The organism is Streptomyces sp. CBMA291 (assembly GCF_014596525.1).
Taxonomy (GTDB): Bacteria; Actinomycetota; Actinomycetes; order Streptomycetales; family Streptomycetaceae; genus Streptomyces.
The window spans coordinates 68,385-92,709 of the sequence record NZ_MSJP01000008.1; the positions used below are offsets into that span (position 1 = coordinate 68,385).

The following is a 24,325-nucleotide window of genomic DNA, read 5'->3' on the forward strand; positions in this document are numbered from 1 at the left end:
ACGCGGCGCTGCGCTACGCCGGTACGAGGCCCCTGCGCGAGGTGGCCGGGCGCCCGGCGGGCACCTCGACATGACCGAAGGTAACGCGGGGCCGCCCGGGAGGTAACTGTCTCAACGGACAGTAGCCACCGGCGATTTGGCGATGTTCACATGGACCTCGGCCCGGCTCCGGGCCGCATCGACCACCCACAGCAGTCAAGGAAAGGGAACGACATGCAGCGCACCGCACTCCGACGCGTGGCCGTCACGGCCCTCGCCCTCGCCGCCCTCGGCGGAGGCGCCCTGGCCACCGCTGGCTCCGCTTCCGCCGCCACCCACAAGAACGGCTACCTGGAGTCCGGCGAACTCGGCCTGTACTACAGCCCCGACCGGGGCGGCGCGGTCTTCGACCTCTACGTCGGGGACGACGACTTCAGCGACGACTGGTTCCCGGGTCCCGGCACCGGCGCGGGCCAGCCGGTCAACGACAACACCGCGTCCTACTGGAACAACGACTTCTACACGTGGCTGGTCTACACCGACGCCAGACGCGGTGGCATCCAGGGAAGCCTGCCGGCCGGCTACATCGGCAACGCGACCGCCAACTTCCGGAACAAGATCTCCTCCGCGTACTTCCAGATGTGACGGTTCCACAGCACCACTGAACCGCCGGATCAGCCGCACGGCCCCGGCACCCGCATGACCCAGGCAGCCGTTGCTCCGCCCGAATGAGGCGGGCAGAGCAACGGCTGCTCCATGGTAGGCACGCACACGCCCCTGGAGCACCCATGCGCCCCTTCGCCGCCCGGGCGGCCGGGGCCGCAGCTGCCCCGTCGCTCGCACACCCCCCGAGCCCAAGGGCGAGAAGCGGTACGGGAGCGGGAGCCGCCATCTGGCGTCTCACCGGTGACTGTTTCCACGGACAGTAACCACAGTCCCTCGGGCCATGCCCCCATGGACCTCGGCCCGGCTCCGGGCCGCATCGACCACCCACAGCAGTCAAGGAAAGGGAACGACATGCAGCGCACCGCACTCCGGCGCGTGGCCGTCACGGCCCTCGCCCTCGCCGCCCTCGGCGGAGGCGCCCTGGCCACCGCGGGCTCGGCTTCCGCCGCCACCCACAAGAACGGCTACCTGGAGACCGGCGAGTTCGGCCTGTACTACAGCCCCGACCGGGGCGGCGCGGTCTTCGACCTCTACACCGAGGACCAGGACTTCAGCGACGACTGGTTCCACGGTCCCGGCGCCGGAACCGGCCAGTCGGCCAACGACAACACCGCGTCGTACTGGAACAACGACACCTACACGTGGCGGGTCTACACCGACGCCAACCGCGGTGGCGTCGAGGGAAGCCTGCCGCCCGGCCACATCGGCAACGCGTCCGCGAACTTCCGGAACCAGATCTCGTCCGCGTACTTCGTGTTCTGACGGCCCTGCGGCACCGCTGAACCGCCGGATCAGCCGCACGGCCCCGGCACCCGCCTGACCCAGGCAGCCGTTGCTCCGCCCGAATGAGGCGGGCCGAGCAGCGGCTGCCCCTGCCCCCATGGACCTCGGCCCGGCTCCGGGCCGCATCGACCACCAGCAACAGTCAAGGAAGGCACCAGCATGCAGCGCACCGCACTCCGGCGCGTGGCCGTCACGGCCCTCGCCCTCGCCGCCCTCGGCGGAGGCGCCCTGGCCACCGCGGGCTCGGCTTCCGCCACCGAGAAGAACGGCTACCTGGAGTACGGCGAGTTCGGCCTGTACTACAGCCCCGACCGGGGCGGCGCGGTCTTCGACCTCGTCCTCTCCGACCCGGACTTCAGCAACGACTGGTTCCCGGGTCCCGGCAACGGCGCAGGCCAGTCGGCCAACGACAACACCGCGTCCTACTGGAACAACGACGCCTACACGTGGCTGGTCTACACCGACGCCGGCCGCGGTGGCATCCAGGGAAGCCTGCCGCCCGGCCACATCGGCAACGCGTCTGGGGACTTCCGGAACAAGATCTCCTCCGCGTACATCAGGTTCTGACGGCCCTGCGGCACCACTGAACCGCCGGATCAGCCGCACGGCCCCGGCACCCGCATGACCCAGGCAGCCGTTGCTCCGCCCGAATGAGGCGGGCCGAGCAACGGCTGCCCCCTCCTGGCGAACACCGAGGGTCACGCGGGGCCGCCCATGAGGCCAATCCCTCAACGGACAGTAGCCACAGGTCGTTTGGCGCTGTTCACATGGACCTCGGCCCGACTCCGGGCCGCATCGACCACCAGCAGCAATCAAGGAAAGGCACCAGCATGCAGCGCACCGCACTCCGACGCGTGGCCGTCACGGCCCTCGCCCTCGCCGCCCTCGGCGGAGGCGCCCTGGCCACCGCGGGCTCCGCTTCCGCCGTCTCCCTGAAAGACGGCCACGTGGAGACAGGGGAGCTCGGCCTGTACTACAGCCCCGACCGGGGCGGCGCGGTCTTCGATCTCTACCTGGAGGACGAGGACTTCAGCGACGACCGGTTCCCGGGTTCCGGCGCCGGCGCCGGCCAGCCGGTCAACGACAACACCGCGTCGTACTGGAACAACGACGTCCACACGTGGTGGGTCTACACCGACGCCAACCGCTGGGGCCTTGAGGGAAGCCTGCCGCCCGGCTACATCGGCAACGCGACCGCGAACTTCCGGAACAAGATCTCGTCCGCGTACTACTACAAGTACTGACGGTTCCGCGCGGCACCACTGAACCGCCGGATCAGCCTCACAGCCCCGGCGCACGCATGACCCAGGCAGCCGTCGCTCCGCCCGAATGAGGCGGGCCGAGCAACGGCTGCCCCCCTGGCGGACACCGAGGGTAGCGCGGGGCCACCCAGGCGGTCCCTGCCTCAACGGACAGTAGCCACAGGCCATGTGGCGCTGCCCCCATGGATCTCGGTCGACTCCGGGCCGCATCGACCATCAACAACAGTCAAGGAAAGGCAACGACATGCAGCGCACCGCACTCCGACGCGTAGCCGTCACGGCCCTCGCCCTCGCCGCCCTCGGCGGAGGCGCCCTGGCCACCGCGGGCTCCGCTTCCGCCCTCCAGAGGGACGGCCACGTGGAGGCCGGGGAGCTCGGCCTGTACTACAGCCCCGACCGGGGCGGCGCGGTCTTCGACCTCGGCAACTCGGACGAGGACTTCAGCGACGACCAGTTCCTCGGCACCGGCGCCGGCGCGGGCCAGTCGGTCGACGACAACACCGCGTCGTACTGGAACAACGACACCTACACGTGGCTGGTCTACACCGGCACCTACCGCCAGGGCCTGGCAGCAAGCCTGCCGCCCGGCTACATCGGCAACGCGACCGCGACCTTCCGGCACCAGATCTCGTCCGCGTACCTCGGGAACTGACAGCCCCGCGGCGCCTGAACCGCCGGATCAGCCTCACGGCCCCGGCACACGCATGACCCAGGCGGCCGTTGCTCCGCCCGAATGAGGCGGGCCGAGCAACGGCCGTTCCCCTGGCGGACACCGAGGGTAACGCGGGAGCCGCCCGGGCGGTAACTGTCTCAACGGACAGTAGCCGAAGCTCCTTTGGCGCTGTTCATATGGCCCTCGGCCCCGCCCCGGGCCGCCTCGACCACCAGCAGCAACCAAGGAAAGGCAACGGCATGCAGCGCACCGCACTCCGACGCGTGGCCGTCACGGCCCTCGCGCTCGCCGCTCTCGGCGGAGGAGCCCTGGCCACCGCGGGCTCGGCTTCCGCCCTTCAGAGGGACGGCTACATGGAGGCCGAAGAGTTCGGCCTGTACTACAGCCCCGACCGGGGCGGCGCGGTCTTCGACCTCCGTAACTCGGACGAGGACTTCACCAACGACCGGTTCCTCGGCACCGGCGCCGGCGCGGGCCAGTCGGTCGACAACAACACCGCGTCGTACTGGAACAACGACACCTACAGGTGGCTGGTCTACACCGGCACCTACCGCCAGGGCATTGTGGGAAGCCTGCCGCCCGGCTACATCGGCAACGCGACCGTGAACTTCCGGAACCAGATCTCGTCCGCGTACTTCGAGTACCCGGCGTAACGCGTGCCGCCCGGGCGACAACTGTCCCGACAGAGAACAGAGAGCAGCCGCAGGCCATGCGGTGCTGCCCCCATGGCCTCGGCCCGCCCCGGGCCCCATCGACCGCCAGTAACAGTCAAGGAAGGCACCAGCATGCAGCGCACCGCACTCCGACGCGTGGCCGTCACGGCCCTCGCCCTCGCCGCCCTCGGCGGAGGCGCCCTGGCCGGCGCGGGTTCGGCTTCCGCCGCCACCGAGAAGAACGGCTACGTGGAGACGAACGAGTTCGGCCTGTACTACAGCCCCGACCGGGGCGGCGCGGTCTTCGACCTCTACTTGGAGGACGACAACTTCAGCAACGACTGGTTCCACGGTCCCGGCAACGGCACCGGCCAGTCGGTCAACGACAACACCGCGTCCTACTGGAACAACGACCTCTACACGTGGCTGGTCTACACCGACGCCTACCGCGGTGGCATCCAGGGAAGCCTGCCCGCCGGCCACATCGGCAACGCGTCCGGGGACTTCCGGAACAAGATCTCCTCCGCCTACGTCAAGTTCTGACGGCCCCACGGCACCACCCTCGGCCCGCTCCGGGCCCCATCGATCACCAGCAGCAGTCAAGGAAAGGAAAGGCACCAGCATGCAGCGCACCGCACTCCGACGCGTAGCCGTCACGGCCCTCGCCCTCGCCGCCCTCGGCGGAGGCGCCCTGGCCACGGCGGGCTCCGCTTCCGCGAACGAGAAGAACGGCTTCATGGAGCGCAGCGAGTTCGGCCTGTACTACAGCCCCGACCGGGGCGGCGCGGTCTTCGACCTCTTCGCCAGCGACGAGGACTTCAGCGACGACTGGTTCCCCGGTTCCGGCGCCGGCGCGGGCCAGTCGGCCAACGACAACACCGCGTCCTACTGGAACAACGACTTCTACACGTGGCTGGTCTACACCGACGCCAGACGCGGTGGCATCCAGGGGAGCCTGCCGCCCGGCCACATCGGCAACGCCAGCGGAGACTTCAGGAACAAGATCTCCTCCGCCTACATCAAGTCCTGACGGCCTCTCGGCACCACCCTCGGCCCCCGCCCCGGGCCCCATCGATCACCAGCAGCAGTCAAGGAAAGGAAAGGCACCAGCATGCAGCGCACCGCACTCCGCCGCGTGGCCGTCACGGCCCTCGCCCTCGCCGCCCTCGGCGGAGGCGCCCTGGCCACCGCGGGCTCGGCTTCCGCCGCCACCCAGAAGAACGGCTACGTGGAGTCGAACGAGTTCGGCCTGTACTACAGCCCCGACCGGGGCGGCGCGGTCTTCGACCTCTTCTTTGTGGACGAGGACTTCAGCGACGACTGGTTCCCGGGGCCCGGCAACGGCGCCGGTCAGTCGGTCAACGACAACACCGCGTCGTACTGGAACAACGACTTCTACACGTGGCTGGTCTACACCGACGCCAGACGCGGTGGCATCGAGGGAAGCCTGCCGCCCGGCTACATCGGCAACGCGACCTCGAACTTCCGGAACAAGATCTCATCCGCGTACTACAGGCCCTGACGGCCTCGCGGCACCGCTGAACCGCTGACCCGCCGGATCGTCCTCACGGCCCCGGCCCACGCAAGACCCAGGCAGCCGTTGCTCCGCCCGAATGAGGCGGGCAGAGCAACGGCCGCTCCCATGGTAGACACGCACACGCCCTTGGAGCACCCATGCGTCCCTTCGCCGCCCGAGCCACCGTCCTCCTCCTGAGCGCCGCGCTTCTCACCGCCTGCTCCGCCGAGTCCGGCGACGGGGGCGGTGGCGGCGGTTCCGCCAAGGAGCCCGCGATCGGCACGGTGACCAAGCTCGTCTCGGCGACCGGCCTCTCCTTCCCGCTCGACGGCTACGAGACCACCGACGAGCAGCGCCGCAAGCTGGACCGGGCCCAGGCACAGGTGACGAGCGACTGCATGAAGCGCTTCGGCTTCACGTTCGAGCTGCCCGTGTCGCTTTCCCCCGCCGGGACCGGCGGCGAGTCCCTCCGCTACGGTCTGACCGACCCGAAGACGGCCGAGCGCTACGGCTACACCGCGCACCGGGGCGCCGCCAGTCCCTCCAAGCCGGCCGCCAAGTCCCTCGGCGCGTCCGGCCAGCTCGCGCTCCACGGTCCCGACTCCACGATGGCCGGCCGGCCGATGAGCCTGGAGGAGTCCCGGGCCAAGGACAGCGGCAAGACCGTCAATGGGCAGAAGGTGCCCATCGGCGGCTGTCTGCGCGAGGGCTACCTCACGGTCTACGCGCCGAAGAAGGGCGCGCTCGACAGCATGTTCGTCACCAATATGGCGATGGACGCCAACTCGCGTTCCCGTGAGGACTCCCGGGTCGTCACGGCGGTGAAGGCGTGGTCCGCCTGCATGGCCGAGAAGGGCTACAAGGCCGACGAGCCCGTCAGTCCGCAGGCCGATCTGGGGCTCAAGCCGAACGACTACGGCAGCCCCAAGGGCATCGCGGCCGCCCGGCAGGACGTCGCCTGCAAGGAGCGGGCCAACCTGGTCGGCGTCTGGTACGCCGTCGAAGGCGCCTACCAGAAGCGGAACATCGAGCAGTACGCGGAAGCCCTGAAGCAGGCGAAGACGGAGCTGGACGAGCGGCTGCGGTTCGCCGCCACGCTGGCGGGCTGACCGAGGCGGCACCCGGGACGGCACCCGGCGACCCGCCCGACGCGGCACCCGGCGCGGCGTCCGGCACCCGCCCCCCTCGGGACGGCACCCGGGACGAGACCCGGGACCGCGACGGGACGAGACCCGGGGCCCCGCTCGGGACCGCGACGGGACGAGACCCCGGCCGCACCCGGGGCCGCGACGGGAGCGACCGTGGCGAGGGCAGCGACGAAGGCGGCAGAGGCGTCTTCCGAGGCCCGGGACGTCCCAGGGACGTCCCGGGCCGGGAATTCGGACACCGTTCGGCGACGCGGTCCGGTTAACGTTCCCGAGGAACCCGGACGCTCGGTTCCGTCCCACGCACGCCGTCTCTGGGGGGAGACACATGCTTCGTCGCTGCCCTTACTGCGGTCCCGCACCAGCCGGGCCGGACGCCCGGTCCGCCCGGATCAACCCCGTCACCACCGCACTGCGCCATCTCGACGCCCTGACCGACCGGGAGGTCCAGGTCCTGTCCTCGATGCCCGGCGGCGAGTCCAACACGGACCTCGCCGAATCCCTCGGCATCACCGAACGCACGGTCAAGTTCCACGTCACCAACATGCGGGAGAAGCTGGGCGGGCTGTCCCGGGCCCAGCTCCATCTGCTCGCCCTGTTCACCGAGGTGGTCCAGCCCTGCCATCTCTGCCGGCCGGATCTCCGGGGCCGGGCCGTCGCGCCCCTCGCCCTCGTGCCCCGCGGTCCGGTGACCGCGAGGCTCGCCGTGAGCTGCGCCTGACGGCGCGGGCCCGGCAGGCTCCACCCACCACGGCCTAAGCCTTCGGGGCCACCTTGGACAGGCCGTTGATGACGCGGTCCATCGCGTCGCCGCCCGTCGGATCGGTCAGGTTCGCCAGCATCTTCAGGGTGAACTTCATCAGCAGCGGGTGCGTCAGACCACGCTGGGTCGCGATCTTCATGATCTTCGGGTTTCCGATGAGCTTCACGAAGGCGCGGCCCAGCGTGTAGTACCCGCCGTAGGTGTCCTTGAGGATCTGCGGGTAGTTCCGCAGGGCCAGTTCCCGCTGGGCGGGGGTGGTGCGGGCGTGCGCCTGGACGATGACGTCGGCCGCGATCTGGCCGGACTCCATGGCGTACGCGATGCCCTCGCCGTTGAACGGGTTGACCAGGCCGCCCGCGTCGCCGACGAGGAGCAGGCCCTTGGTGTAGTGCGGCTGCCGGTTGAAGGCCATCGGGAGGGCGGCGCCCCGGATCGGGGTCGTCATGTTGTCCGGGGTGAAGCCCCAGTCCTCCGGCATCGAGGCGCACCAGGCCTTGAGGACCTCGCGCCAGTCCAGCTCGCGGAAGGCGGAGGAGGAGTTCAGGATGCCGAGGCCGACGTTGGAGGTACCGTCGCCCATGCCGAAGATCCAGCCGTAGCCGGGCAGGAGGCGGTCCTGCGCGCCCCGCTTGTCCCACAGCTCCAGCCAGGACTCCAGGTAGTCGTCGTCGTGCCGGGGGGTGTGGAAGTACGTCCGGACGGCGACGCCCATCGGGCGGTCCTCGCGGCGGTGCAGGCCCATGGCGAGGGAGAGCCGGGTGGAGTTGCCGTCGGCGGCGACGACGAGCGGCGCGTGGAAGGTGACCTCGCGCTTCTCCTCGCCGAGCTTGGCGTGGACGCCCGTGATCCGGCCCGTACGGTCGTCGATGACCGGGGCGCCGACGTTGCAGCGCTCGTGGAGGCGGGCGCCCGCCTTCTGGGCCTGGCGGGCCAGCTGCTCGTCGAAGTCGTCGCGCTTGCGGACGAGCCCGTAGTCCGGGTACGAGGCGAGGTCCGGCCAGTCGAGTTCGAGGCGCATTCCGCCGCCGATGATCCGCAGGCCCTTGTTCCGCAGCCAGCCGGCCTCTTCGGAGACGTCGATGCCCATGGCGACGAGCTGCTTGGTGGCGCGGGGGGTGAGTCCGTCGCCGCAGACCTTCTCGCGGGGGAACGCGGTCTTCTCCAGGAGGAGGACGTCGAGTCCGGCCTTGGCCAGGTAGTAGGCCGTGGTGGAGCCGGCCGGGCCCGCTCCGACGACGATCACATCGGCGCTGTGCTCGGAGAGGGGCTGCTCGGTCACGGCGGATCTCCCGGAGGGTCGAGGGGAAAAAGGGGGGGGGATGAGGGAAGTCTATTTGCGGGGCCCGCTGGGGCCTGCGGGGCCCGCGGGGCTCTCAGGGCCCGTGGGGCTCCCAGGGGCCCGTGGGGCTCCCAGGGGCCCGTGGGGCTCCCGGACCCGCCGGGGCGGACGGACCGGCGGGCCCCGGCGGGTGGGTGGTGCTCAGGGTGCGGGCTTGAAGCCCCGGTGCAGGGCGACGATGCCGCCGGTCAGGTTCCGGTAGGCGACCTTCGACCAGCCGGCCTCCTGGAGCAGTCCGGCCAGCGTCGGCTGGTCCGGCCAGGACTGGATGGACTCGGCGAGGTACACGTACGCGTCCGGGTTGGAGGAGACGGCGCGGGCCACCGGGGGCAGCGCGCGCATCAGGTACTCCTCGTAGACAGTCCGGAAGGGCGCCCAGGTGGCGTGCGAGAACTCGCAGATGACGACCCGGCCGCCGGGCTTGGTCACCCGGTACAGCTCGCGCAGCGCGGCGCCGGTGTCCTGGATGTTCCGCAGCCCGAAGGAGATGGTGACGGCGTCGAAGACGTCGTCACGGAACGGCAGCGTCGTGCCGTCGCCCGCCGTGAACGGCATCCAGGGGTGGTTCTTCTTGCCGACCTGGAGCATGCCGAGGGAGAAGTCGCACGGGACGACGTACGCCCCCGCCCGGACGAAGGGCTGCGAGGAGGTCGCGGTGCCCGCCGCCAGGTCGAGGACCTTCTGCGCGGGCCGCGCGTCGACCGCCTTCGCGACCTCCTTGCGCCAGCGCCGGTCCTGCCCGAGGGAGAGCACGTCGTTGGTGAGGTCGTAGTTCGCCGCCACGGCGTCGAACATCGAGGCGACTTCGTGCGGCTGCTTGTCCAGGGATGCTCGGCTCACCGGTCCATTGTGGCAGCCGCCCCCCTGTCGCCCGGGGACCGGCCCCGGCCCCCGGGCCCGGCGTGGCAGACGCCTGGTCCGGAGGCCGGGTCCGGGGAGGGTGCGCGGTCCGCGCGGACGCGGCCTCGCCGCGCCGCTCCCCGGGGGAGCTGTCGATCCGGCGCTTCCGCCGGTCGCCTACTCGAAGTAGACGTGGGCGATGAGGGAGTGCCAGGTGTAGCGGCCGACGATCCCGTCCGCGCCGCCCTGGATGGCCACCCGGCGCTGGAAGGCCACGACCGCGTTGTACGTCTTGGTGCCGAAGATCCCGTCGACGAAGCCGGGCACGTCCTGGGCGGGGACCGCTCCGACCTCAAGCAGTTCGAGCTGGAGTTCACGGACGCACACTCCGCCCGATCCCTTGCCGAGGACGACCGTGGGGATGTCCCAGCCCATGTAGTGCTCGGAGCCGTACTGGTTCTTGCACTGCTGGAGTTCGCCGCCCCAGGAGGCCTGGGCGGCGGTGGCGCCGGGGCCCGCGAGGAAGGCGGCGGCGGTCGCGAGGAGCGCCCCCGCCCAGGCGGTGCGGATGCGGGCGGTACGGGTCTTCATGTCGTGCGGTCCTCCGGGTGGTGGGAAAGGGGGTGGACGGGGCGGGCTCAGCCGTTGGCGAGCTTTTCCCAGGTCCGGGGGCCGACGATGCCGTCCGCGACGAGGCCGCGGCTGCTCTGGAAGCGGCGGACGGCCGAGTCCGTACGGGCGCCGAACTGTCCGTCGGCGAAGGGGCCGTTGCCCAGCTCCCAGGCGGTGAGCTGGATGCGGAAGGCGAGCAGTTCCTGGAGACCTCGGACGCACTCGCCGGAGCTGCCGAGGGAGTACTCCCCGACCGGGATGACGGTGTTGTTGTAGTACCGAGTGCCGTACATGTCCTTGCAGATCTTGTACGCGGAGTCGTCCGCGTGGGCGGCCGGGGAGGAGACCATCAGGGCGCCGGTCGCGGCGGCGGCCAGGACGACGGCCGCGAGGCCCTTCGCGGGGCGGAGCTTGCGCATGTCGGGGAGCCTTTCGAGCGTTTCGTCGATGACGCCGCAAGACTGCCCGGGGGCGCGGGCCCCGTCCGGGCGTCCCGCCGTCCCGGGACCCGCGCGGGGAGGAAACGCGCAGGCGGGGCCGGGGACGAGGGGGTGCGTCCCAGGGACGTCCCGCGCCGGAACGGGACCCCGGGCCAGGTGACTCGGCCCCTCCGGAGGCCGGTCCGCGCCCGAACGGGACCCTCCGGGCCCGGTGGCTCAGCTCCTCCGGTGGACCAGGCGCCCGTCGAGGACCGTGACCAGACAGGTGCCGTCGTCCGCGAAGACGGCGAAGGCGGCGGGAGCGCCGGGGACCAGGGCGAGGGGGGCGGGCGAGGCGCCCTCGACGACGCGCAGGCCGGAGCGGGCCACGGCCGTCCGGACGGCGGGGCGGGTGAAGGGCCCGGCCAGGGAGGTCGTCCCGGCGGCCAGGAGCCGCTGGATGCCGCGCCGGGCGGCGGCGCCCCAGCGGGTGTCGGTCATGCCGAGGGCGGTGAGGGCGTCCCCGGTGAGCGGGTCGGTGCCCAGCTCACCGGCTTCGCGGGGGTCCGGCCAGTAGGCGGACTCCAGGAGGGCGACCGCGTCGGGCTCGTGACGCCCGGGGGTGAGGACGCCATCCCAGGTACGGACACGGGCCCGCTCCCCGTGGGCGGCGGCCAGTTCCTCGTAGGGTCCGGTCGCGGCGACGCGGGCGCCGTCGACGAGGACGGCGTGCCCGGGACGTACGGGGGTCCCGGGCGCTCCGTCGGGGCGGAGGCCCCGCGCGCGGTGGATCGTCAGCACGTCGGCCCCCGTAGGTGTCGGTCGGTGTCAGTCGGCGCAAACCAGGACCGGTCCGCGCCGGTCAGGATCGCTCGGCGCCGGTCGGGAGCGGTCCGCGCCGGTCAGGAGCGGTCGGCGTCAGTTGGCGTCGAGCAGCTTCAGTTCCGGGTGGGCGGTGCCGCCCTCGATGGCGACGGACGAGATGTGCGAGGCGACGCGCTCGTCGACCGGGTCGTTCGCCGGGTCGTCGTGGACGACGAGGTGCTCGTAGGTGGTCGCGCGCTGCGCCGGGACCCGGCCCGCCTTGCGGATCAGGTCGATGATCTCCAGGCGGTTGGAGCGGTGCCTGGCTCCGGCGGAGGAGACGACGTTCTCCTCCAGCATGATCGAGCCGAGGTCGTCGGCGCCGTAGTGCAGGGAGAGCTGGCCGACCTCCTTGCCGGTGGTCAGCCAGGAGCCCTGGATGTGGGCGACGTTGTCGAGGAAGATCCGGGCGATGGCGATCATGCGCAGGTACTCGAAGAGCGTGGCCTGCGTACGGCCCTTGAGGTGGTTGTTCTCGGGCTGGTAGGTGTACGGGATGAAGGCCCGGAAGCCGCCCGTCCGGTCCTGCGTGTCCCGGATCATCCGCAGGTGCTCGATCCGCTCGGCGTTGGTCTCGCCGGTGCCCATCAGCATGGTGGAGGTGGACTCGACGCCGAGGCCGTGGGCGATCTCCATGATCTCCAGCCAGCGCTCGCCGCTCTCCTTGAGCGGGGCGATGGCCTTGCGGGGGCGCTCGGGCAGCAGCTCGGCACCGGCACCGGCGAAGGAGTCGAGACCGGCGGCGTGGATGCGGGTGATGGCCTCCTCGACGGAGACACCGCTGATCCGGGCCATGTGCTCGATCTCGGAGGCGCCGAGCGAGTGGATGACCAGCTGCGGGAACGCCTCCTTGATGGCGGCGAAGTGCTTCTCGTAGTACTCGACGCCGTAGTCCGGGTGGTGGCCGCCCTGGAACATGATCTGGGTGCCGCCCAGCTCGACGGTCTCCGCGCAGCGGCGCAGGATGTCGTCGAGGTCGCGGGTCCAGCCCTTCTTGGTGTCCTTGGGGGCGGCGTAGAAGGCGCAGAACTTGCACGCCGTCACGCAGACGTTCGTGTAGTTGATGTTCCGCTCGATGATGTACGTCGCGATGTGCTCGGTTCCGGCGTACCGGCGGCGGCGCACGGCGTCGGCTGCGGCGCCGAGGGCGTGCAGGGGCGCGGAACGGTAGAGGTCGAGCGCCTCCTCGGGGGTGATCCGGCCACCCGCGGCGGCGCGGTCGAGAACAGACTGGAGTTCGGCCTTCTCGGTCACCGGGTGTGTCCCTTTCGGAGGGGTTCTGAACAGACCGAACCAGCGTACGCCAGCGCCTGCGGCGGGCCGAGCCGGGTGCGGGCGGGGGCCGCCCGGGTCGCCGCCGGAAGCCTTCGCCCGCACCCGCCCGGGTCACCGCCCGAAGCCCTCCCCCACGCCCGCCCCGCACCCGCCCCGCACCCGTCCGGGTGCCTCCCCCGCCCCGTCGGATCGAGGCGGAACCTCCCCGCCCCCGGAGCCCTCTCCCTCTTCGAGGCGTCGGAATTCACCCGATCCGCCCGAAGAGCCCCACGGGAGCCCACAGGACCCACGGGTCTCAGGAAACCCCCGGGGACCCGTAGGAACCCGCAGGAACCCGTAGGAACCGGAGTCGCACGATGACACGCCCGTCCTCCCGAAGGCCCCGTCCGTCCTCCCGAAGGCCCCGTCCGTCCGCCGTCGTCCGTTCCCTGCTCGCGGCGCTCGCGCTCGCCGTCCCGCTCTCCCTGCTCGGCGGCTGCGCCGACGGCCGGCCGGTGTCGCTCGTCTTCGGCGGTCCCTCGTCGGGTCCCCGGGCGGCGCCGGGGCAGCCGGTGACCGTCTATCCGAAGGGGCCGAGGGCGCGGTTCACCTCGGTCGGAGAGGTGGGCGACGGGACGAGCGTGGGGGTCGCGACGGTCACCGGCCGGAAGTCCGGTTTCACGGGCCGGGTGTGGGTGTGGGCGCCGCCGCAGTATTTCGAACCCCAGTACGCGCACAGTGGCTTCCCCGTCCTGGAGGCGCTGCCGGGCGGGCACGGATATCCGGTGAATTACTGGATGGGCACGGATCTCGGACTGGAGTCGGGGATCTCTCGGTGGTCGAGGGAGGGAAAGAGCCTTCCGTTCATCGTGGTGATGCCGGTTCTCAACCCGGACTTCGACCACTACTACGACGGGAGTGATATTCCGGGGCAGCCGAGAATGGGCACCTGGATCGCGGAGGACGTGCCGGATTTCGTCCGGGCGAATTTCCGGACGTTCGCCTCGCGGGACGGCTGGGCCTTCATGGGCTCGTCGTCCGGCGGATTCGTGGGGCTGAAATCGGTGCTCCAGCACCCGGACCGGTTCAAGGCGGTCATCGCGTCGGGGCCCGACATCGTGCCGGACTCGCCGCTGTGGCGGGGGCACGAGGCCGAGCGGCGGGCGAACGACCCGGGGCGTCTCGCACAGGCGCTCGTACGGCGCCCGGACGTGCCCGGCAACGAGGTGTACCTGGCGTTCCAGCTCGGCTCGCGGGAGACCGCGCTCGCGCCGCTGGTACGGCGGTTCGTCCGGACGTACACCAAGGGCCCGGTGAAGAGCACGCTGCTCGTCGTCCCGGACGGCGGGCACAACGCGCGCACCTATGTGAAGGGGCTGGAGAGCGGCTCGATCGAGTGGATCAGCCGCCGTCTCCAGCCCCCGGTGCCGGACCGGACGGTCTGGGCCGGGGACGCCCCGGACCCGGCGCCCGGCCAGGACCCGACCGCGCGGGTCAGTGCCGTTCGGGCGCGAGCAGTTCGACCGTGACGTCCGGGGCGAAGCCGGTCGTGGCGCCGGTGCGGCGGGCGAACTCGCGGACCCCGGCGAGCTGCTCGGGGCCGAAGCGGAAGTCGAGCGTACGGAAGTACCGCTCCAGGAGTTCGGCGTCGAAGGACTCCCAGCGGGCGGCCTGCTCGGCGACCTTGGCGACCTCTTCGAGGGAGAGGTCGCGGGAGGCCAGGAAGGCCCGGTGGACCTCGTGGACGGTCTCCGGCTCGCGTTCCAGATAGTCCTTGCGGGCGGCCCAGACGGCGAAGACGAACGGCAGGCCCGTCCAGTCCTTCCACATCTGCCCCAGGTCGTGGACCTGGAGGCCGAGCCGGGGCGCGTCGTGCAGGGAGGCGCGCAGGGCGGCGTCGCCGATGAGGACGGCGGCCTCCGCCTCCTGCATCATCAGGCCCAGGTCCGGCGGGCAGGTGAAGTAGTCGGGCGCCACGCCGTACCGCTCGGCGAGGAGCAGTTGCGCGAGCCGCACCGAGGTGCGGGAGGTGGAGCCGAGCGCGACACGCGAGCCGTCCAGCTCTTCCAGAGGGCGCTGGGAGACGATCACGCAGGACATGACGGGGCCGTCGCAGCCGACGGCGATGTCGGGCAGGGCGACCAGGTCCCCGGCGTTGCGGAGGTACTCCACAAGGGTGATGGGGCCGATGTCGAGATCGCCCCGGACGAGCCGCTCGCTGAGCTTCTCGGGGGTGTCCTTGGTCAGCTCCAGATCGAGCAGCGTTCCCGTTCTGGCCAGGCCCCAGTAGAGGGGAAGGCAGTTCAGGAACTGGATGTGCCCGACGCGGGGCCGGCTGCGCTGGTCGTCGGTTGCATAGTCCACATCGTGAGGCTAGACCCGTCTCGTACCGTGGGCATCGCCGGGGCGCCGGAGGCGTGTCGGAGCGGTGTCGGCGGGGTGTCGGCGGGTCACCCTCGTCAGCGTACGGAGCGAGATCAAACATGCGAGTGACGTGATCTTTCCCTCTACCGTCTGCGGCACCCTGCGTGCTACGCTCAACGCAAGTTGCAGTTTGGTTTCCCTTGCAGTACAGAGCCTGCGGAGCATGTGACCCGCAGGCTTTTGTAGTTTTCAGACTTGTTTCAGGTTCTGGAGCAGGGCAACCCTTTGGCCCAAGGAGGGCTTATGGCTACCGGAACCGTCAAGTGGTTCAACGCTGAAAAGGGCTTCGGCTTCATCGCCCAGGACGGCGGCGGCCCGGATGTCTTCGTCCACTACTCCGCGATCAACGCGAACGGTTTCCGTTCGCTTGAGGAGAACCAGCTCGTGACCTTCGACGTCACGCAGGGCCCGAAGGGCCCGCAGGCGGAGAACGTCTCCCCGGCCTAAGTTGCCCGGGTCGGCGAATACGCACGACTAGAGCAGTACCCAAGGAGCCCCGCTCCGTGCCCCAGGGCACGAGTGGGGCTCCTGCCTTTTCCGGAGTCCTTGCCGGGCGGGGTGCCGGCCCCGTACGTACGCTGGGTCCATCGGCGACCACAGGGAGTCCCCATGAACAGCGCCGCTCTGCTGACCGACGCCTTCGGGCGGGTGCGGGAGGCCGTCCACGAGGCCGTGGAGGGGCTCGGCGAGGACGTGCTCGCGGCACGGGTCGATCCGGAAGCCAACTCGATCGCCTGGCTCGTCTGGCATCTCACCCGGGTCCAGGACGATCATCTGGCCGCCGCCTTCGGCACCGGGCAGCTCTGGGAGGCGGAGGGCTGGCGGGAGCGGTTCGGCCTGCCGTTCCCGAAGGAGGCGACCGGGTACGGGCAGACGAGCGCGCGGGCCGGCGCGGTCCGGTCCTCGGCGGAGCTGCTGCTCGGCTATCACGACGCGGTGCACGCGCGGACGGTGGAGCTGGTGGGGGCGCTGCGGGACGCGGACCTGGACCGGGTGGTGGACGCCTCCTGGGACCCGCCGGTCACCCTCGGCGTACGCCTGGTGTCGGTGCTCGCGGACGACCTCCAGCACGCGGGCCAGGCGGCGTACGCGCGGGGTGTGGTGGAGCGGCGGGAGAATCCCTGACGGCGGGTTCCACCGTCGGCCGAGGCGTACGACCCCCTCCGAACCGCCCGTATCCGAACCGCCCCCATCCGAACCGCCCGTACAACCCTCCGGCCCGAACATTTGTCTGCCTCTGTGGCTCCTGCGACCGCACGGGAGCGTCTTCCAAGGGGGCAGCGCCATGCAGCGACAGGTCACACCGGAACAGCCGACGAGGCGGGGCACGCGACCGGCGCGGGGCCGGGGCCTCGCCCTCGCCGTCACCGCCGTCCTCGCCGTCACCACCGTGACGGGCACCCTGCTCACCGGCCCGGCCATGGCGGCCCAGGCCCCGGCCGCCACCGCCCCGACGGCGAGGACCGCGAAGACGGCGAAGGCCGCCGCCTCGGTCTCCCTCCCCGTCGACGCCCGGATCGTCAGCACCGGCACCACCGGTTTCCTGACGGCCCTCGCCGACGCCGCGGGGCAGGACGTCCTCACCTGGACGAGGTTCGACGGCGGCGGCAGCGAGGTCGTCTTCGGTTCCCGGGGCTACGACACCGGCTCCGACACCATCGTGACGACGGACGGCAGCCGCTACACGGTCCGTGACATGCGGACCGCCGACCAGGCGACGATCGACCCCGTGCGCGAGCTGGGCCCCGGCGCCCAGGTCGTGGGCGTGGTCGGCGCGACGCTGTACGTGTCGGTGCCGAGCTACGGCTACCAGGACCTCTACCAGCTCCAGAAGCTGAACGGGGTGATGTTCAAGAACAAGATCTCGTACGGCTCCGGGGACACCCGCTTCCGGGTCTTCGGCGGCTCCCGCTCGGCGGCGGGCGCCCCGCTGATCCTGGGCGAGGCGGACATCAACGGGGTCACCGCGTACTTCCACACCGTCTACAAGGGCGGGCAGGTCTACGACTACATCCGGGGCTCCCAGAAGTGGGACGCGACCGCCACGGGCGCGATCTCCGACACGTACACGGCGTGGACCGAGCACACCCCCGACGGCGGCTACACCCTGGCCGTCGACAAGCGCTCCGGGCTCGACCCGGTGCGGCGGATCCCGCTCGGCCACGGCCCGAGGGTGCCGGTCGTGGCCGGGTTCGTCGGCGACTGGGTGCTCTACGGGAGCCCCGGCGGTGCCGACACGGGCGCCCGGGACCCGATGAGCGCGCTGACCGCCCGCCATCTCGTGACGGGTGAGACGACCGCCCTCCTGGACCACCTGACGAGCGTGGCGACCGGCCCGGACGGCTCGCTTCTGGTGCGCGGCGGCACGGTCGCCGAGGGCGAGGGGCTGTACCGGATCTCCGACGCGGGCGGGCGCCCCCTGTCCACCCTCGAAGTGGGCACGGGGGTGCCGACGGGGGTGCGGTTCCTCGGCCAGGACGTGCCCCCGGTCCTGGACACCGACATCAACCGGAACCCGACGTACATGTCGTGGTCGCTCTCCCACGAGCACACCCGGCTCGACATCACCCTGCGCCACCTGGCCACCGGCAAGTCGTTCAGGCAGACGATGATCGGCGCGGGGAAGAACCCCAGGTTCATGTGGAACGGCGTCCTGGACAGCGGGGTGCCCGCGCCGAACGGCGCCTACGCGTGGGAGGCGGTGGCGACACCGTCCAACGGCATCGGCGGCCCCGCCACGCTCTCCGGCACGACCAGGGTGGACCGCGCGGCCAACAGCCACGACTACAGCGACAACGGCACGGCCGACATCCTGGCCCGGGACGCCTCCGGGACGCTGTGGCGGGACGACTCCTACGACTGGTACACGGACGGTCGGCTGTACCCGGCGGGCCGGACGAAGGTCGGTGCGGGCTTCCAGATCTACGACCTGATCGAGGGCGCGGGGAACCACGCGGGCGCTGCGGCGGCGGACTTCGTCGCCCGGGACAAGTCGGGGGTGCTGTGGAGCTTCCTCGGCAAGGGCGACGGCACGTTCGCCCCCCGGACCCGGATCGGCGGCGGCTGGGGCGTCTACACCAAGATCGCGGCGGGTTCCGATCTGACGGGTGACGGCCGCCCGGACCTGGTGGCCGTCGACACGGCGGGCGCGCTCTGGCTCTACAAGGCCACCGGCAAGTGGGACGCCCCCTACGCGCCCCGGGTGAAGCTGGCCGCCGGGGGCTACAACACGTACGACCAGATGACGGCGGTCGGCGATGTGGCGGGCGACCGTGCCGGGGACGTCGTCGCCCGGGACACGTCGGGTGTCCTGTGGCTGTTCCTCGGCAAGGGGAACGGCACGTTCGACCCCCGGATCCGGATCGGCGGCGGCTGGGGCGCGTTCACCCACCTCGTCGGCATGGGCGACGCCGACAACGACGGCACGGACGACCTCCTGGCGTACGGCCCCGGCGGCACGTACATCTACAAGGGGACGGGCTACCACACGGCCCCGTTCCGCCGCATGGACTCGGCGTTCTACCGGGGCGAGGGGACGAAGTTCAACTCGCTTTCGTGACCGGCTGATGGCGGCGCGGGCGGCACAGAGGGTCACGGTCGTGCGGCCCGGCCGCCCGTGTCGGCCTCACGTCCCCACCGTCAGCGGAACGTCCGCCCACACCGTCTTGCCGACCTCCCGGTCCCTGACCCCCCACGAGGTCGAAAGGGCCGCGACCAGGAGCAGGCCGTAGCCGCCTTCGTCCGGGTCCGCGTTCGGCGACGGGCGTTTCTCGCCGCGCGCGTCGGAGACCTCCACCCGTACGTGGTCGGCGCCCTGTCGCATCCGTACCTCGAAGTCCCGCCCCGTCACCCTGCCGTGCCGGGCCGCGTTGCTGGCCAGTTCCGCCATCACGAGTTCCACGGATTCGGCCGCCAGGCCGGTCACTCCCCAGTCGGCGAGCTGGTTCGCGGTGAACAAACGCGCCAGGCGTGCGCCCCGGCGCGTGGGAGAGAGCCGGAGCGTGAACTCACCGGTTGGAGTGGCAGTTTCGGAATTCATGGCTCAGAGACTGGCCGCCTGGCCCTAGCCTGACCAGCAACGACGCGACGACGTCGGCGTAACTGTACGAGTGCGCCAAGAAGGCGGTGGAGATGGCTGGGAAAGCGGGAGAACGACCCGAGCGGCCCGCTGAGGTCGATGGTACGACCCACCTTTTCAGGGCTCTAGGGAAAATCATCAGAACTCTGCGGAGGAACGCGGGTATCAGCCAGACGGAGCTGGCCGCGCTCACGCATGTCAGCGAAGACCTCATCTCCGCCATCGAGCGGGGAGTCCGCGTCCCCCAGCCGGACTTCCTCATCCAGATCGACCCGCTCCTCAACGCGGGCGGCGCGCTGACCGCCGCCTCGGAGGACGTACGGACGGCCGTGTCCCGTGCGCGGGTACGGCATCCGAACTGGTTCCAGGACTTCGCGAAGGCTGAGGCGGAGGCGGTTGCGCTGCACTACTACGCGCCGCACGCCGTGCCGGGCCTTCTCCAGACGCAGGCGTATGCGGATGCCGTCTTCCGGCACCGCCGCCCGCTCCACGACGACACACAGATCGAGAAGCTGCTTGCCGATCGGCTCTCCCGCCAAGCCATCTTCGAGAAGCAGCCCCTGCCCACACTCAGCTTCGTCATTGAGGAGGCTGTCCTTCGACGCCCGATGGGCGGTCGAGAGGCCTTCCGGGAGCAGCTCCAGCGCCTCCTTGAGGTCGCTCAGTTCCGAAACGTCTACCTCCAGATCATGCCGACTGAAAGGGACGGACACCCGGCACTGGATGGCCAGTTCACCCTGATCACGCTCCTCGGCCAGCGGGAGGCCGCGTACACCGAAAACTACGGAACCTCCCGTCTGTTCGTCGGCCTCGAAGAGGTACGCACGTACACCGAGCGGTATGGAATTATGCGCGCACAGGCACTCACACCACAGGAGTCCCTGGAGTACCTCAAGCAACTGCTGGGAGAGCTATGAGTACGGCAGATCTGACCTGGTTCAAGAGCAGCTACAGCGGCGGCTCGGGCGGTGCCTGCATCGAGGTCGCTTACGACTGGCGTAAGTCCAGCTACAGCAGCGGTGAGGGCGGCGAGTGCGTCGAGGTCGCCGCGCACGCCACCACCATCCACATCCGGGACTCCAAGAACCCCCACGGTCCGCAGCTGGCCGTCTCTCCGGCTTCGTGGAGCGCGTTCGTGGGTGTGGCCACGACGGTGTGACCCGTACGGCGGCGCCCGCTCACCCCGTGGAGGGTGGGCGGGCGCCGTCGTGTCCGCTCGTCAGAAGATCAGGTCGTAGATGTCCCAGCCCCAGCCGATCTTCTTCGGCTTGCCCGTGGGGACCAGACTGTAGTTGCGGTAGTCACCCTGGTAGAACCAGAGGTTCCCCGACTTGTCGCGAGCGACGAGGTCATCGTAGGACTCCCGGTCGTCGAGGGTGCCGGACCAGGAGAGGCTGTCGTAGACGTTCCAGCCGCCGCCGACCCGGGCGCGGGGCTCGTTGCCGCGGTAGCCCCATGCGTACGACCAGAGGACACCGGACGTGTCACGGCCGATGGCGCTGGCGCTCCCGCGGGTGGCGACCAGGGCGCTGTAGACGTTCCAGCCGCCGCCGACCCGGGTGCGGGGCGTCAACAACGTCGTCGCGTCGGTGCCGGTGCCGGTGCCGGTGCCGGTGCCCCAGGTGTACTGCCAGAGGACTCCGGTCTTGTCGCGGGCGAGGAGACCGTAGCCGTTGCTCGTGAGGGCCGTGTACTGGTTCCAGCCGCCGTCGACGCGGACGCGCGGCTTGAAGGGGGCGGCGGGGTCGCCGGAACCCTTGTAGTACCAGAGGACACCATCCCGGTCGACGGCGACGAGATCGCCGTGGCCGTCGGCGTTCCGCCGGGATGTCGGGGTGATCGAGGTGTAGACGTTCCAGCCGCCGCCGATGCGCTGCCTGCCGCGAAGGACGGGCTTGGCGGCGTGGTTGTTGGAGGGGTACTGCCAGAGGACTCCGGCCTTGTCACGGGCGAGGACGGTGGTCCGCCAGCCCGCTTCGGGGGTGCCCTTGACGAACTCGAAGACGACCGGGCCGCGATCGCTGACGCCATGCTCGTCGTACACCTCAAGCGTGGCGGTGAGGGTCCCGAGGTGCTCGGTGCCGGTGATGGCGTCGATCCGGAACTCGTAGGTGAAGAAGCGCTTCCCCGAGAGGGTGGTGTCGGGGAGCTGGACGATGAGCCCTGGCTGTTCCCAGGAGCAGGGTTGGAAGGCGCCGCCGTCGACCGCGCAGGTGGCGGTGACCCCCCGGTAGGCCTGGAGGTCCTCGTCGCCCGCGTCAAAGAGCTGGGTCGGCAGCAGGAGTCGCGCCTTCACCGTGTCGCCCGCGAGCCACGTGGGCCAGACCGTGACGCGGGTGGTGACCGCGCCTTCCTCACCGGAGGGGACGACGAGCGGCCCGGCCTCCTGCTGGACGGTGCCGCGGGAGATGGCGGCGAGGGGGGCCTGCGGGGTGGGAGTGGCCGCCTGGGCGGCGGGGGCGGTGGCGAGGGCGAGGGCGAGGGCTACCGTGACCGCCCTGATCAGAGCTTTTCCGCGCGGGTGTCGTGCCATGAGGGTCCTTCTTGGCCGGTGGGACGTCTTGGTGGGGCTGGGGGTTCTGGAGGTTCTGGGGGTTCTGGAGGGGCGGTCAGAGGATCGGGTCGCAGATGCCCCAACCGTGGCCGCTGCGGGGGTGCCGGCGGTGCCGGTGGCCGTTGTGCGGGTGGTCGCGGCGAGAGCGGCGGGGGCGATGCCGACGGTCAGGGCGGGCGCGACTGTGTCTGCGACTGCGCCCGCACCCGCGACCGCGAGAACCGGCGCGTGCTTGGGTCGAGCCATGAATCCCCCCCCAGGAATTCTTGGGCTGTAGGTGCTTCGTTCGGATCATGGGACCGGGCTCGACGCCGAATGGTTGTACGGGTTTCTGGGGGTGGGTCACCTTGGCGCCAGGGAGTGAACCCCTGGATACGGGTTCGAGGGCAGGCCGACGGGGCCGCTTCGGAGGCTGCGGAGGGGCGGCCTGCGCGCGGATCCACGGGGAAGGCGGGGCCCACGGGGAAACCCCCGGTCAACCCGCCACCCCCACCCCGACGCCTCGCACGGGTTTCCAGAACGGAACGCTTCACGGGGGCCGGGGCCTCTGAATCGCCGGGCGCCGCCCCACCCCCGAACCATCGGCAGAAGCTCCCGCGCCTGCTTCACCAAGACCTCGTCCGCCAAGGCGAACCGACCTCACTCGGCTGGGTGATCGTGAGACGACCGAAGACCGACTCCACGTTCACCTGGGCACCGTAGAAGATCCAGAAGCCTTCCACCGGCATCCGCGAGCGGCCGGGGCGCGACGGCACCACACCCAGGCTGACGTTCGACAGGAAGCCGACGTCGAGGAGGCGACCCGGCTGCCCGGCCGGCACGTCCGCGCCGCCGGTGGGCGATACCCCGCCCGCTCAGCCCCGCGTCCCGGCGGGCTCTCCCCGAGTCGTTCCGCGAGAGCCCGCCGGGCCTGCTGGGCGCTGGAGGAGGGAGGGAAGGAAGGAAGGGGGGGGAGGGACCGGGCAGTGCGGCTACCCGAGCAGTCGGCGGAACCGCGCGTTGCTCGACGCGGCCCCCTTCCCCCCCACCCGCGCCGACCACTGCCGACACATCGCCTCCACATACGCCCTGACGGCCTCCGGATCCGCCGCTCGCCACGACTCGAAACGCCCCAGCCACTCGATGGCCGCCGCCGGTTCCTGATCGCACTCCATGAGGCGTACGGCCGTATTCGCGGCGTCCACCCATGCCGGACCCAGCGCGGGCATGGCCCAGTCGACGAGATACGCGCCTTCGCCGGTCGCCGGGATCAGGATGTTGTGCGGGTTCGTGTCCGTGTGGAGAAGCGAGGTTCCGTCCAGCAAGGACGCCTCTTCGGAATTCAGAAACCCTCCGAAGCGGTCGGCAAGCCTCGGGAGACCCCCGCGCGGGCGCCCACGGGCGAGATCCTTCCGGGTCAGGACCCGCTCGATCTCCGGAAGATCCCGCGTCCCCGGCCTCAAGTCCGCGTGCCGCCCGTCCACATGGGCGAAGGCCAGACAATGCCATCCCGCGACCTCGAACCTGTGCCGGATCACGGGACTGATCCCGGCCACGAACCCGTTGACCCTCTCCTCGTTGCGAAGACCGCCGACACCGTCTTCGTCCGAGGCCGGCACCCCCTTGAGGAACAGGGAACCGTGCGAGACGGTCCTGAGCACCAGGGCCACGGAGCAGTTCAGCCCGGAAGAGACCACTTCGCTCCCCAGCACTCCACCCGTGCGCTTCACGACGGCATCACGGAGAGCAGACGGCAGCGCGGCCCAACCCATGCGTTCGCTCATGCTTTCCTCACGCACGGGAACGGGGGCCGGGGGGAACCGGCCCCCGTTCCATCCGACTGGGCTCCTACCGCGTGTCACCGCACTTCCGACACCGAATCTTTCCGGACCAACCGACCCGCCGTCACGACGGCGGGGCCCCGGCACCGTGGACGGCCGGCTCCGTCAACTCCGTGAACGTCTGCGCGTACATCGCCGTCTCACTCGGCTGGGTGATCGTCAGGTGGCCGGAGACCAGCTCCACGTTCACCTGGGCACCGTCGAAGATCTAGAAGTCCATGCCCGGCAGGTCGAGATCCGTCGCCCTGCGCCTCGGCAGCCAGTCGGACTCGTACCGCGTGTAGTCGCTCAGGGGCTCGGAGACGATACGGGCCCGCCGTACGACGACCCCCCGGGCGACGGCATCCCGTACGGCATCGTGCCAACCACCCCACCAGGACTCCCTGTCCCCGGGATCCGGGCGGTGCCCCTGCCGCCAGCGGAGGAACTCGGGGCCGTCGGGCCTCTTCAAGGTCACGCGACCCTCCGCTGTCGAGCAGGTGCGCGTCGGCGAACACGGGCCTGTCGCTCCGACGTGACCCCAGCAAAGGCGAATCCCGGCCTGCCGCCCTGGCATCAACCCGCCATCGGCAACAGCTCCCCCGCCTGATCCTGGCGAAGCCCGGCCCTCGACTCGCCGGGAAGCGAGGAACGTTGCCTTCGGCACCACCACTCGCCGACCTCCCTCACTCTTTCGGGTGG

General features: G+C 70.9%; 28 protein-coding genes and 1 pseudogene. 17 read left to right on the forward strand and 12 right to left on the reverse strand.

The features are described 5' to 3' along the window. Window positions 1-213: 213 nt before the first annotated feature. From BU197_RS01640 to BU197_RS01690, 11 genes are all read left to right on the forward strand, one after another. Window positions 214-624 carry a peptidase inhibitor family I36 protein gene (locus BU197_RS01640; RefSeq protein WP_188266336.1) on the forward strand — a complete coding sequence of 137 codons (411 nt, stop codon included), beginning with the start codon at window positions 214-216 and terminating at the stop codon, window positions 622-624. 372 nt (window positions 625-996) lie between these two features. Beyond that, complete coding sequence (locus BU197_RS01645) at window positions 997-1,407, forward strand: peptidase inhibitor family I36 protein (protein ID WP_188266337.1); 411 nt, start codon at window positions 997-999, stop codon at window positions 1,405-1,407. Window positions 1,408-1,587: 180 nt separating this feature from the next. Next, window positions 1,588-1,995: a peptidase inhibitor family I36 protein gene (locus BU197_RS01650; RefSeq protein ID WP_188266338.1), complete on the forward strand. Its 408-nt coding sequence runs from the start codon at window positions 1,588-1,590 to the stop codon at window positions 1,993-1,995. Between the two features lie 263 nt (window positions 1,996-2,258). Further along, complete coding sequence (locus BU197_RS01655; RefSeq protein ID WP_188266339.1) at window positions 2,259-2,672, forward strand: peptidase inhibitor family I36 protein; 414 nt, start codon at window positions 2,259-2,261, stop codon at window positions 2,670-2,672. Window positions 2,673-2,934: 262 nt separating this feature from the next. Continuing rightward, on the forward strand, window positions 2,935-3,342 hold the full coding sequence (locus BU197_RS01660) for a peptidase inhibitor family I36 protein (RefSeq protein ID WP_188266340.1): 408 nt from the start codon (window positions 2,935-2,937) through the stop codon (window positions 3,340-3,342). Window positions 3,343-3,602: 260 nt separating this feature from the next. Beyond that, the gene (locus BU197_RS01665; protein WP_188266341.1) at window positions 3,603-4,016 is read left to right on the forward strand and encodes a peptidase inhibitor family I36 protein; all 414 of its coding nucleotides are present in this window, start codon (window positions 3,603-3,605) and stop codon (window positions 4,014-4,016) included. Between the two features lie 132 nt (window positions 4,017-4,148). Then, the gene (locus tag BU197_RS01670) at window positions 4,149-4,559 is read left to right on the forward strand and encodes a peptidase inhibitor family I36 protein (protein WP_188266342.1); all 411 of its coding nucleotides are present in this window, start codon (window positions 4,149-4,151) and stop codon (window positions 4,557-4,559) included. Window positions 4,560-4,638: 79 nt separating this feature from the next. Further along, window positions 4,639-5,046, forward strand: a complete 408-nt coding sequence (locus tag BU197_RS01675) for a peptidase inhibitor family I36 protein (protein ID WP_188266343.1) — start codon at window positions 4,639-4,641, stop codon at window positions 5,044-5,046. 81 nt (window positions 5,047-5,127) lie between these two features. After that, window positions 5,128-5,538 (forward strand): peptidase inhibitor family I36 protein, encoded by a 411-nt coding sequence (locus tag BU197_RS01680; protein WP_188266344.1) that lies wholly within the window; start codon window positions 5,128-5,130, stop codon window positions 5,536-5,538. Window positions 5,539-5,690: 152 nt separating this feature from the next. Then, window positions 5,691-6,641: a hypothetical protein gene (locus BU197_RS01685; RefSeq protein WP_188266345.1), complete on the forward strand. Its 951-nt coding sequence runs from the start codon at window positions 5,691-5,693 to the stop codon at window positions 6,639-6,641. Window positions 6,642-7,005: 364 nt separating this feature from the next. Then, window positions 7,006-7,398 carry a helix-turn-helix domain-containing protein gene (locus BU197_RS01690; RefSeq protein ID WP_188266346.1) on the forward strand — a complete coding sequence of 131 codons (393 nt, stop codon included), beginning with the start codon at window positions 7,006-7,008 and terminating at the stop codon, window positions 7,396-7,398. A gap of 34 nt (window positions 7,399-7,432) precedes the next feature. Here the strand turns inward: BU197_RS01690 and BU197_RS01695 are convergent, their stop codons facing one another. The 6 genes from BU197_RS01695 to mqnC form a co-directional block, all read right to left on the reverse strand. Beyond that, the gene (locus BU197_RS01695; protein ID WP_188266347.1) at window positions 7,433-8,719 is read right to left on the reverse strand and encodes a geranylgeranyl reductase family protein; all 1,287 of its coding nucleotides are present in this window, start codon (window positions 8,717-8,719) and stop codon (window positions 7,433-7,435) included. A 201-nt stretch (window positions 8,720-8,920) separates the two neighbouring features. Then, window positions 8,921-9,619: a demethylmenaquinone methyltransferase gene (locus BU197_RS01705; protein WP_188266348.1), complete on the reverse strand. Its 699-nt coding sequence runs from the start codon at window positions 9,617-9,619 to the stop codon at window positions 8,921-8,923. Between the two features lie 177 nt (window positions 9,620-9,796). Then, entirely contained in the window at window positions 9,797-10,210 is a 414-nt protein-coding gene (locus tag BU197_RS01710; protein ID WP_188266349.1) for a peptidoglycan-binding domain-containing protein, read from the reverse strand. A 47-nt stretch (window positions 10,211-10,257) separates the two neighbouring features. Continuing rightward, a complete protein-coding gene (locus BU197_RS31415) occupies window positions 10,258-10,650 on the reverse strand; it encodes a peptidoglycan-binding domain-containing protein (protein WP_223182759.1) in 393 nt (130 codons plus the stop codon). Window positions 10,651-10,887: 237 nt separating this feature from the next. Then, the gene (locus BU197_RS01720; RefSeq protein ID WP_188266350.1) at window positions 10,888-11,451 is read right to left on the reverse strand and encodes an imidazolonepropionase-like domain-containing protein; all 564 of its coding nucleotides are present in this window, start codon (window positions 11,449-11,451) and stop codon (window positions 10,888-10,890) included. Between the two features lie 117 nt (window positions 11,452-11,568). Continuing rightward, on the reverse strand, window positions 11,569-12,768 hold the full coding sequence (gene mqnC / locus BU197_RS01725; RefSeq protein WP_188266351.1) for a cyclic dehypoxanthinyl futalosine synthase: 1,200 nt from the start codon (window positions 12,766-12,768) through the stop codon (window positions 11,569-11,571). A gap of 377 nt (window positions 12,769-13,145) precedes the next feature. Between mqnC and BU197_RS01730 the strand changes: the two genes are divergently transcribed. Continuing rightward, window positions 13,146-14,297 (forward strand): alpha/beta hydrolase, encoded by a 1,152-nt coding sequence (locus BU197_RS01730; protein WP_188266352.1) that lies wholly within the window; start codon window positions 13,146-13,148, stop codon window positions 14,295-14,297. Here the strand turns inward: BU197_RS01730 and BU197_RS01735 are convergent. Then, window positions 14,263-15,132, reverse strand: a complete 870-nt coding sequence (locus tag BU197_RS01735) for a menaquinone biosynthetic enzyme MqnA/MqnD family protein (RefSeq protein WP_188266353.1) — start codon at window positions 15,130-15,132, stop codon at window positions 14,263-14,265. The genes BU197_RS01730 and BU197_RS01735 overlap by 35 nt on opposite strands. A 303-nt stretch (window positions 15,133-15,435) precedes the next feature. Between BU197_RS01735 and BU197_RS01740 the strand changes: the two genes are divergently transcribed. The 3 genes from BU197_RS01740 to BU197_RS01750 all read left to right on the forward strand — a co-directional run bounded on the left by BU197_RS01740 (window position 15,436) and on the right by BU197_RS01750 (window position 18,751). Then, window positions 15,436-15,639 (forward strand): cold-shock protein, encoded by a 204-nt coding sequence (locus BU197_RS01740; RefSeq protein ID WP_015035453.1) that lies wholly within the window; start codon window positions 15,436-15,438, stop codon window positions 15,637-15,639. A gap of 162 nt (window positions 15,640-15,801) precedes the next feature. Beyond that, a complete protein-coding gene (locus BU197_RS01745) occupies window positions 15,802-16,317 on the forward strand; it encodes a mycothiol transferase (protein ID WP_188266354.1) in 516 nt (171 codons plus the stop codon). A 160-nt stretch (window positions 16,318-16,477) separates the two neighbouring features. Then, window positions 16,478-18,751: an FG-GAP repeat domain-containing protein gene (locus BU197_RS01750; RefSeq protein ID WP_188266355.1), complete on the forward strand. Its 2,274-nt coding sequence runs from the start codon at window positions 16,478-16,480 to the stop codon at window positions 18,749-18,751. A gap of 66 nt (window positions 18,752-18,817) precedes the next feature. Here the strand turns inward: BU197_RS01750 and BU197_RS01755 are convergent, their stop codons facing one another. Next, window positions 18,818-19,231: an ATP-binding protein gene (locus BU197_RS01755; protein WP_188266356.1), complete on the reverse strand. Its 414-nt coding sequence runs from the start codon at window positions 19,229-19,231 to the stop codon at window positions 18,818-18,820. 92 nt (window positions 19,232-19,323) lie between these two features. Here BU197_RS01755 and BU197_RS01760 point away from each other — a divergent pair, with 92 nt between their 5' ends. Continuing rightward, entirely contained in the window at window positions 19,324-20,187 is an 864-nt protein-coding gene (locus tag BU197_RS01760; protein ID WP_188266357.1) for a helix-turn-helix domain-containing protein, read from the forward strand. Further along, complete coding sequence (locus BU197_RS01765) at window positions 20,184-20,429, forward strand: DUF397 domain-containing protein (protein WP_188266358.1); 246 nt, start codon at window positions 20,184-20,186, stop codon at window positions 20,427-20,429. Before BU197_RS01760 ends, BU197_RS01765 begins: the two co-directional genes overlap by 4 nt. 60 nt (window positions 20,430-20,489) lie before the next feature. On the opposite strand, the gene BU197_RS01770 is transcribed toward BU197_RS01765, so the two are convergent. The 4 genes and pseudogenes from BU197_RS01770 to BU197_RS01785 all read right to left on the reverse strand — a co-directional run bounded on the left by BU197_RS01770 (window position 20,490) and on the right by BU197_RS01785 (window position 24,101). After that, window positions 20,490-21,803: a hypothetical protein gene (locus tag BU197_RS01770; RefSeq protein WP_188266359.1), complete on the reverse strand. Its 1,314-nt coding sequence runs from the start codon at window positions 21,801-21,803 to the stop codon at window positions 20,490-20,492. 992 nt (window positions 21,804-22,795) lie between these two features. Beyond that, window positions 22,796-23,587: a phosphotransferase gene (locus tag BU197_RS01775; protein WP_188266360.1), complete on the reverse strand. Its 792-nt coding sequence runs from the start codon at window positions 23,585-23,587 to the stop codon at window positions 22,796-22,798. Window positions 23,588-23,708: 121 nt separating this feature from the next. Continuing rightward, window positions 23,709-23,852, reverse strand: a pseudogene (locus tag BU197_RS01780) (transcriptional regulator); the annotation flags it as partial. Continuing rightward, complete coding sequence (locus BU197_RS01785; RefSeq protein WP_317452083.1) at window positions 23,853-24,101, reverse strand: DUF6879 family protein; 249 nt, start codon at window positions 24,099-24,101, stop codon at window positions 23,853-23,855. Between the last annotated feature and the right edge of the window lie 224 nt (window positions 24,102-24,325).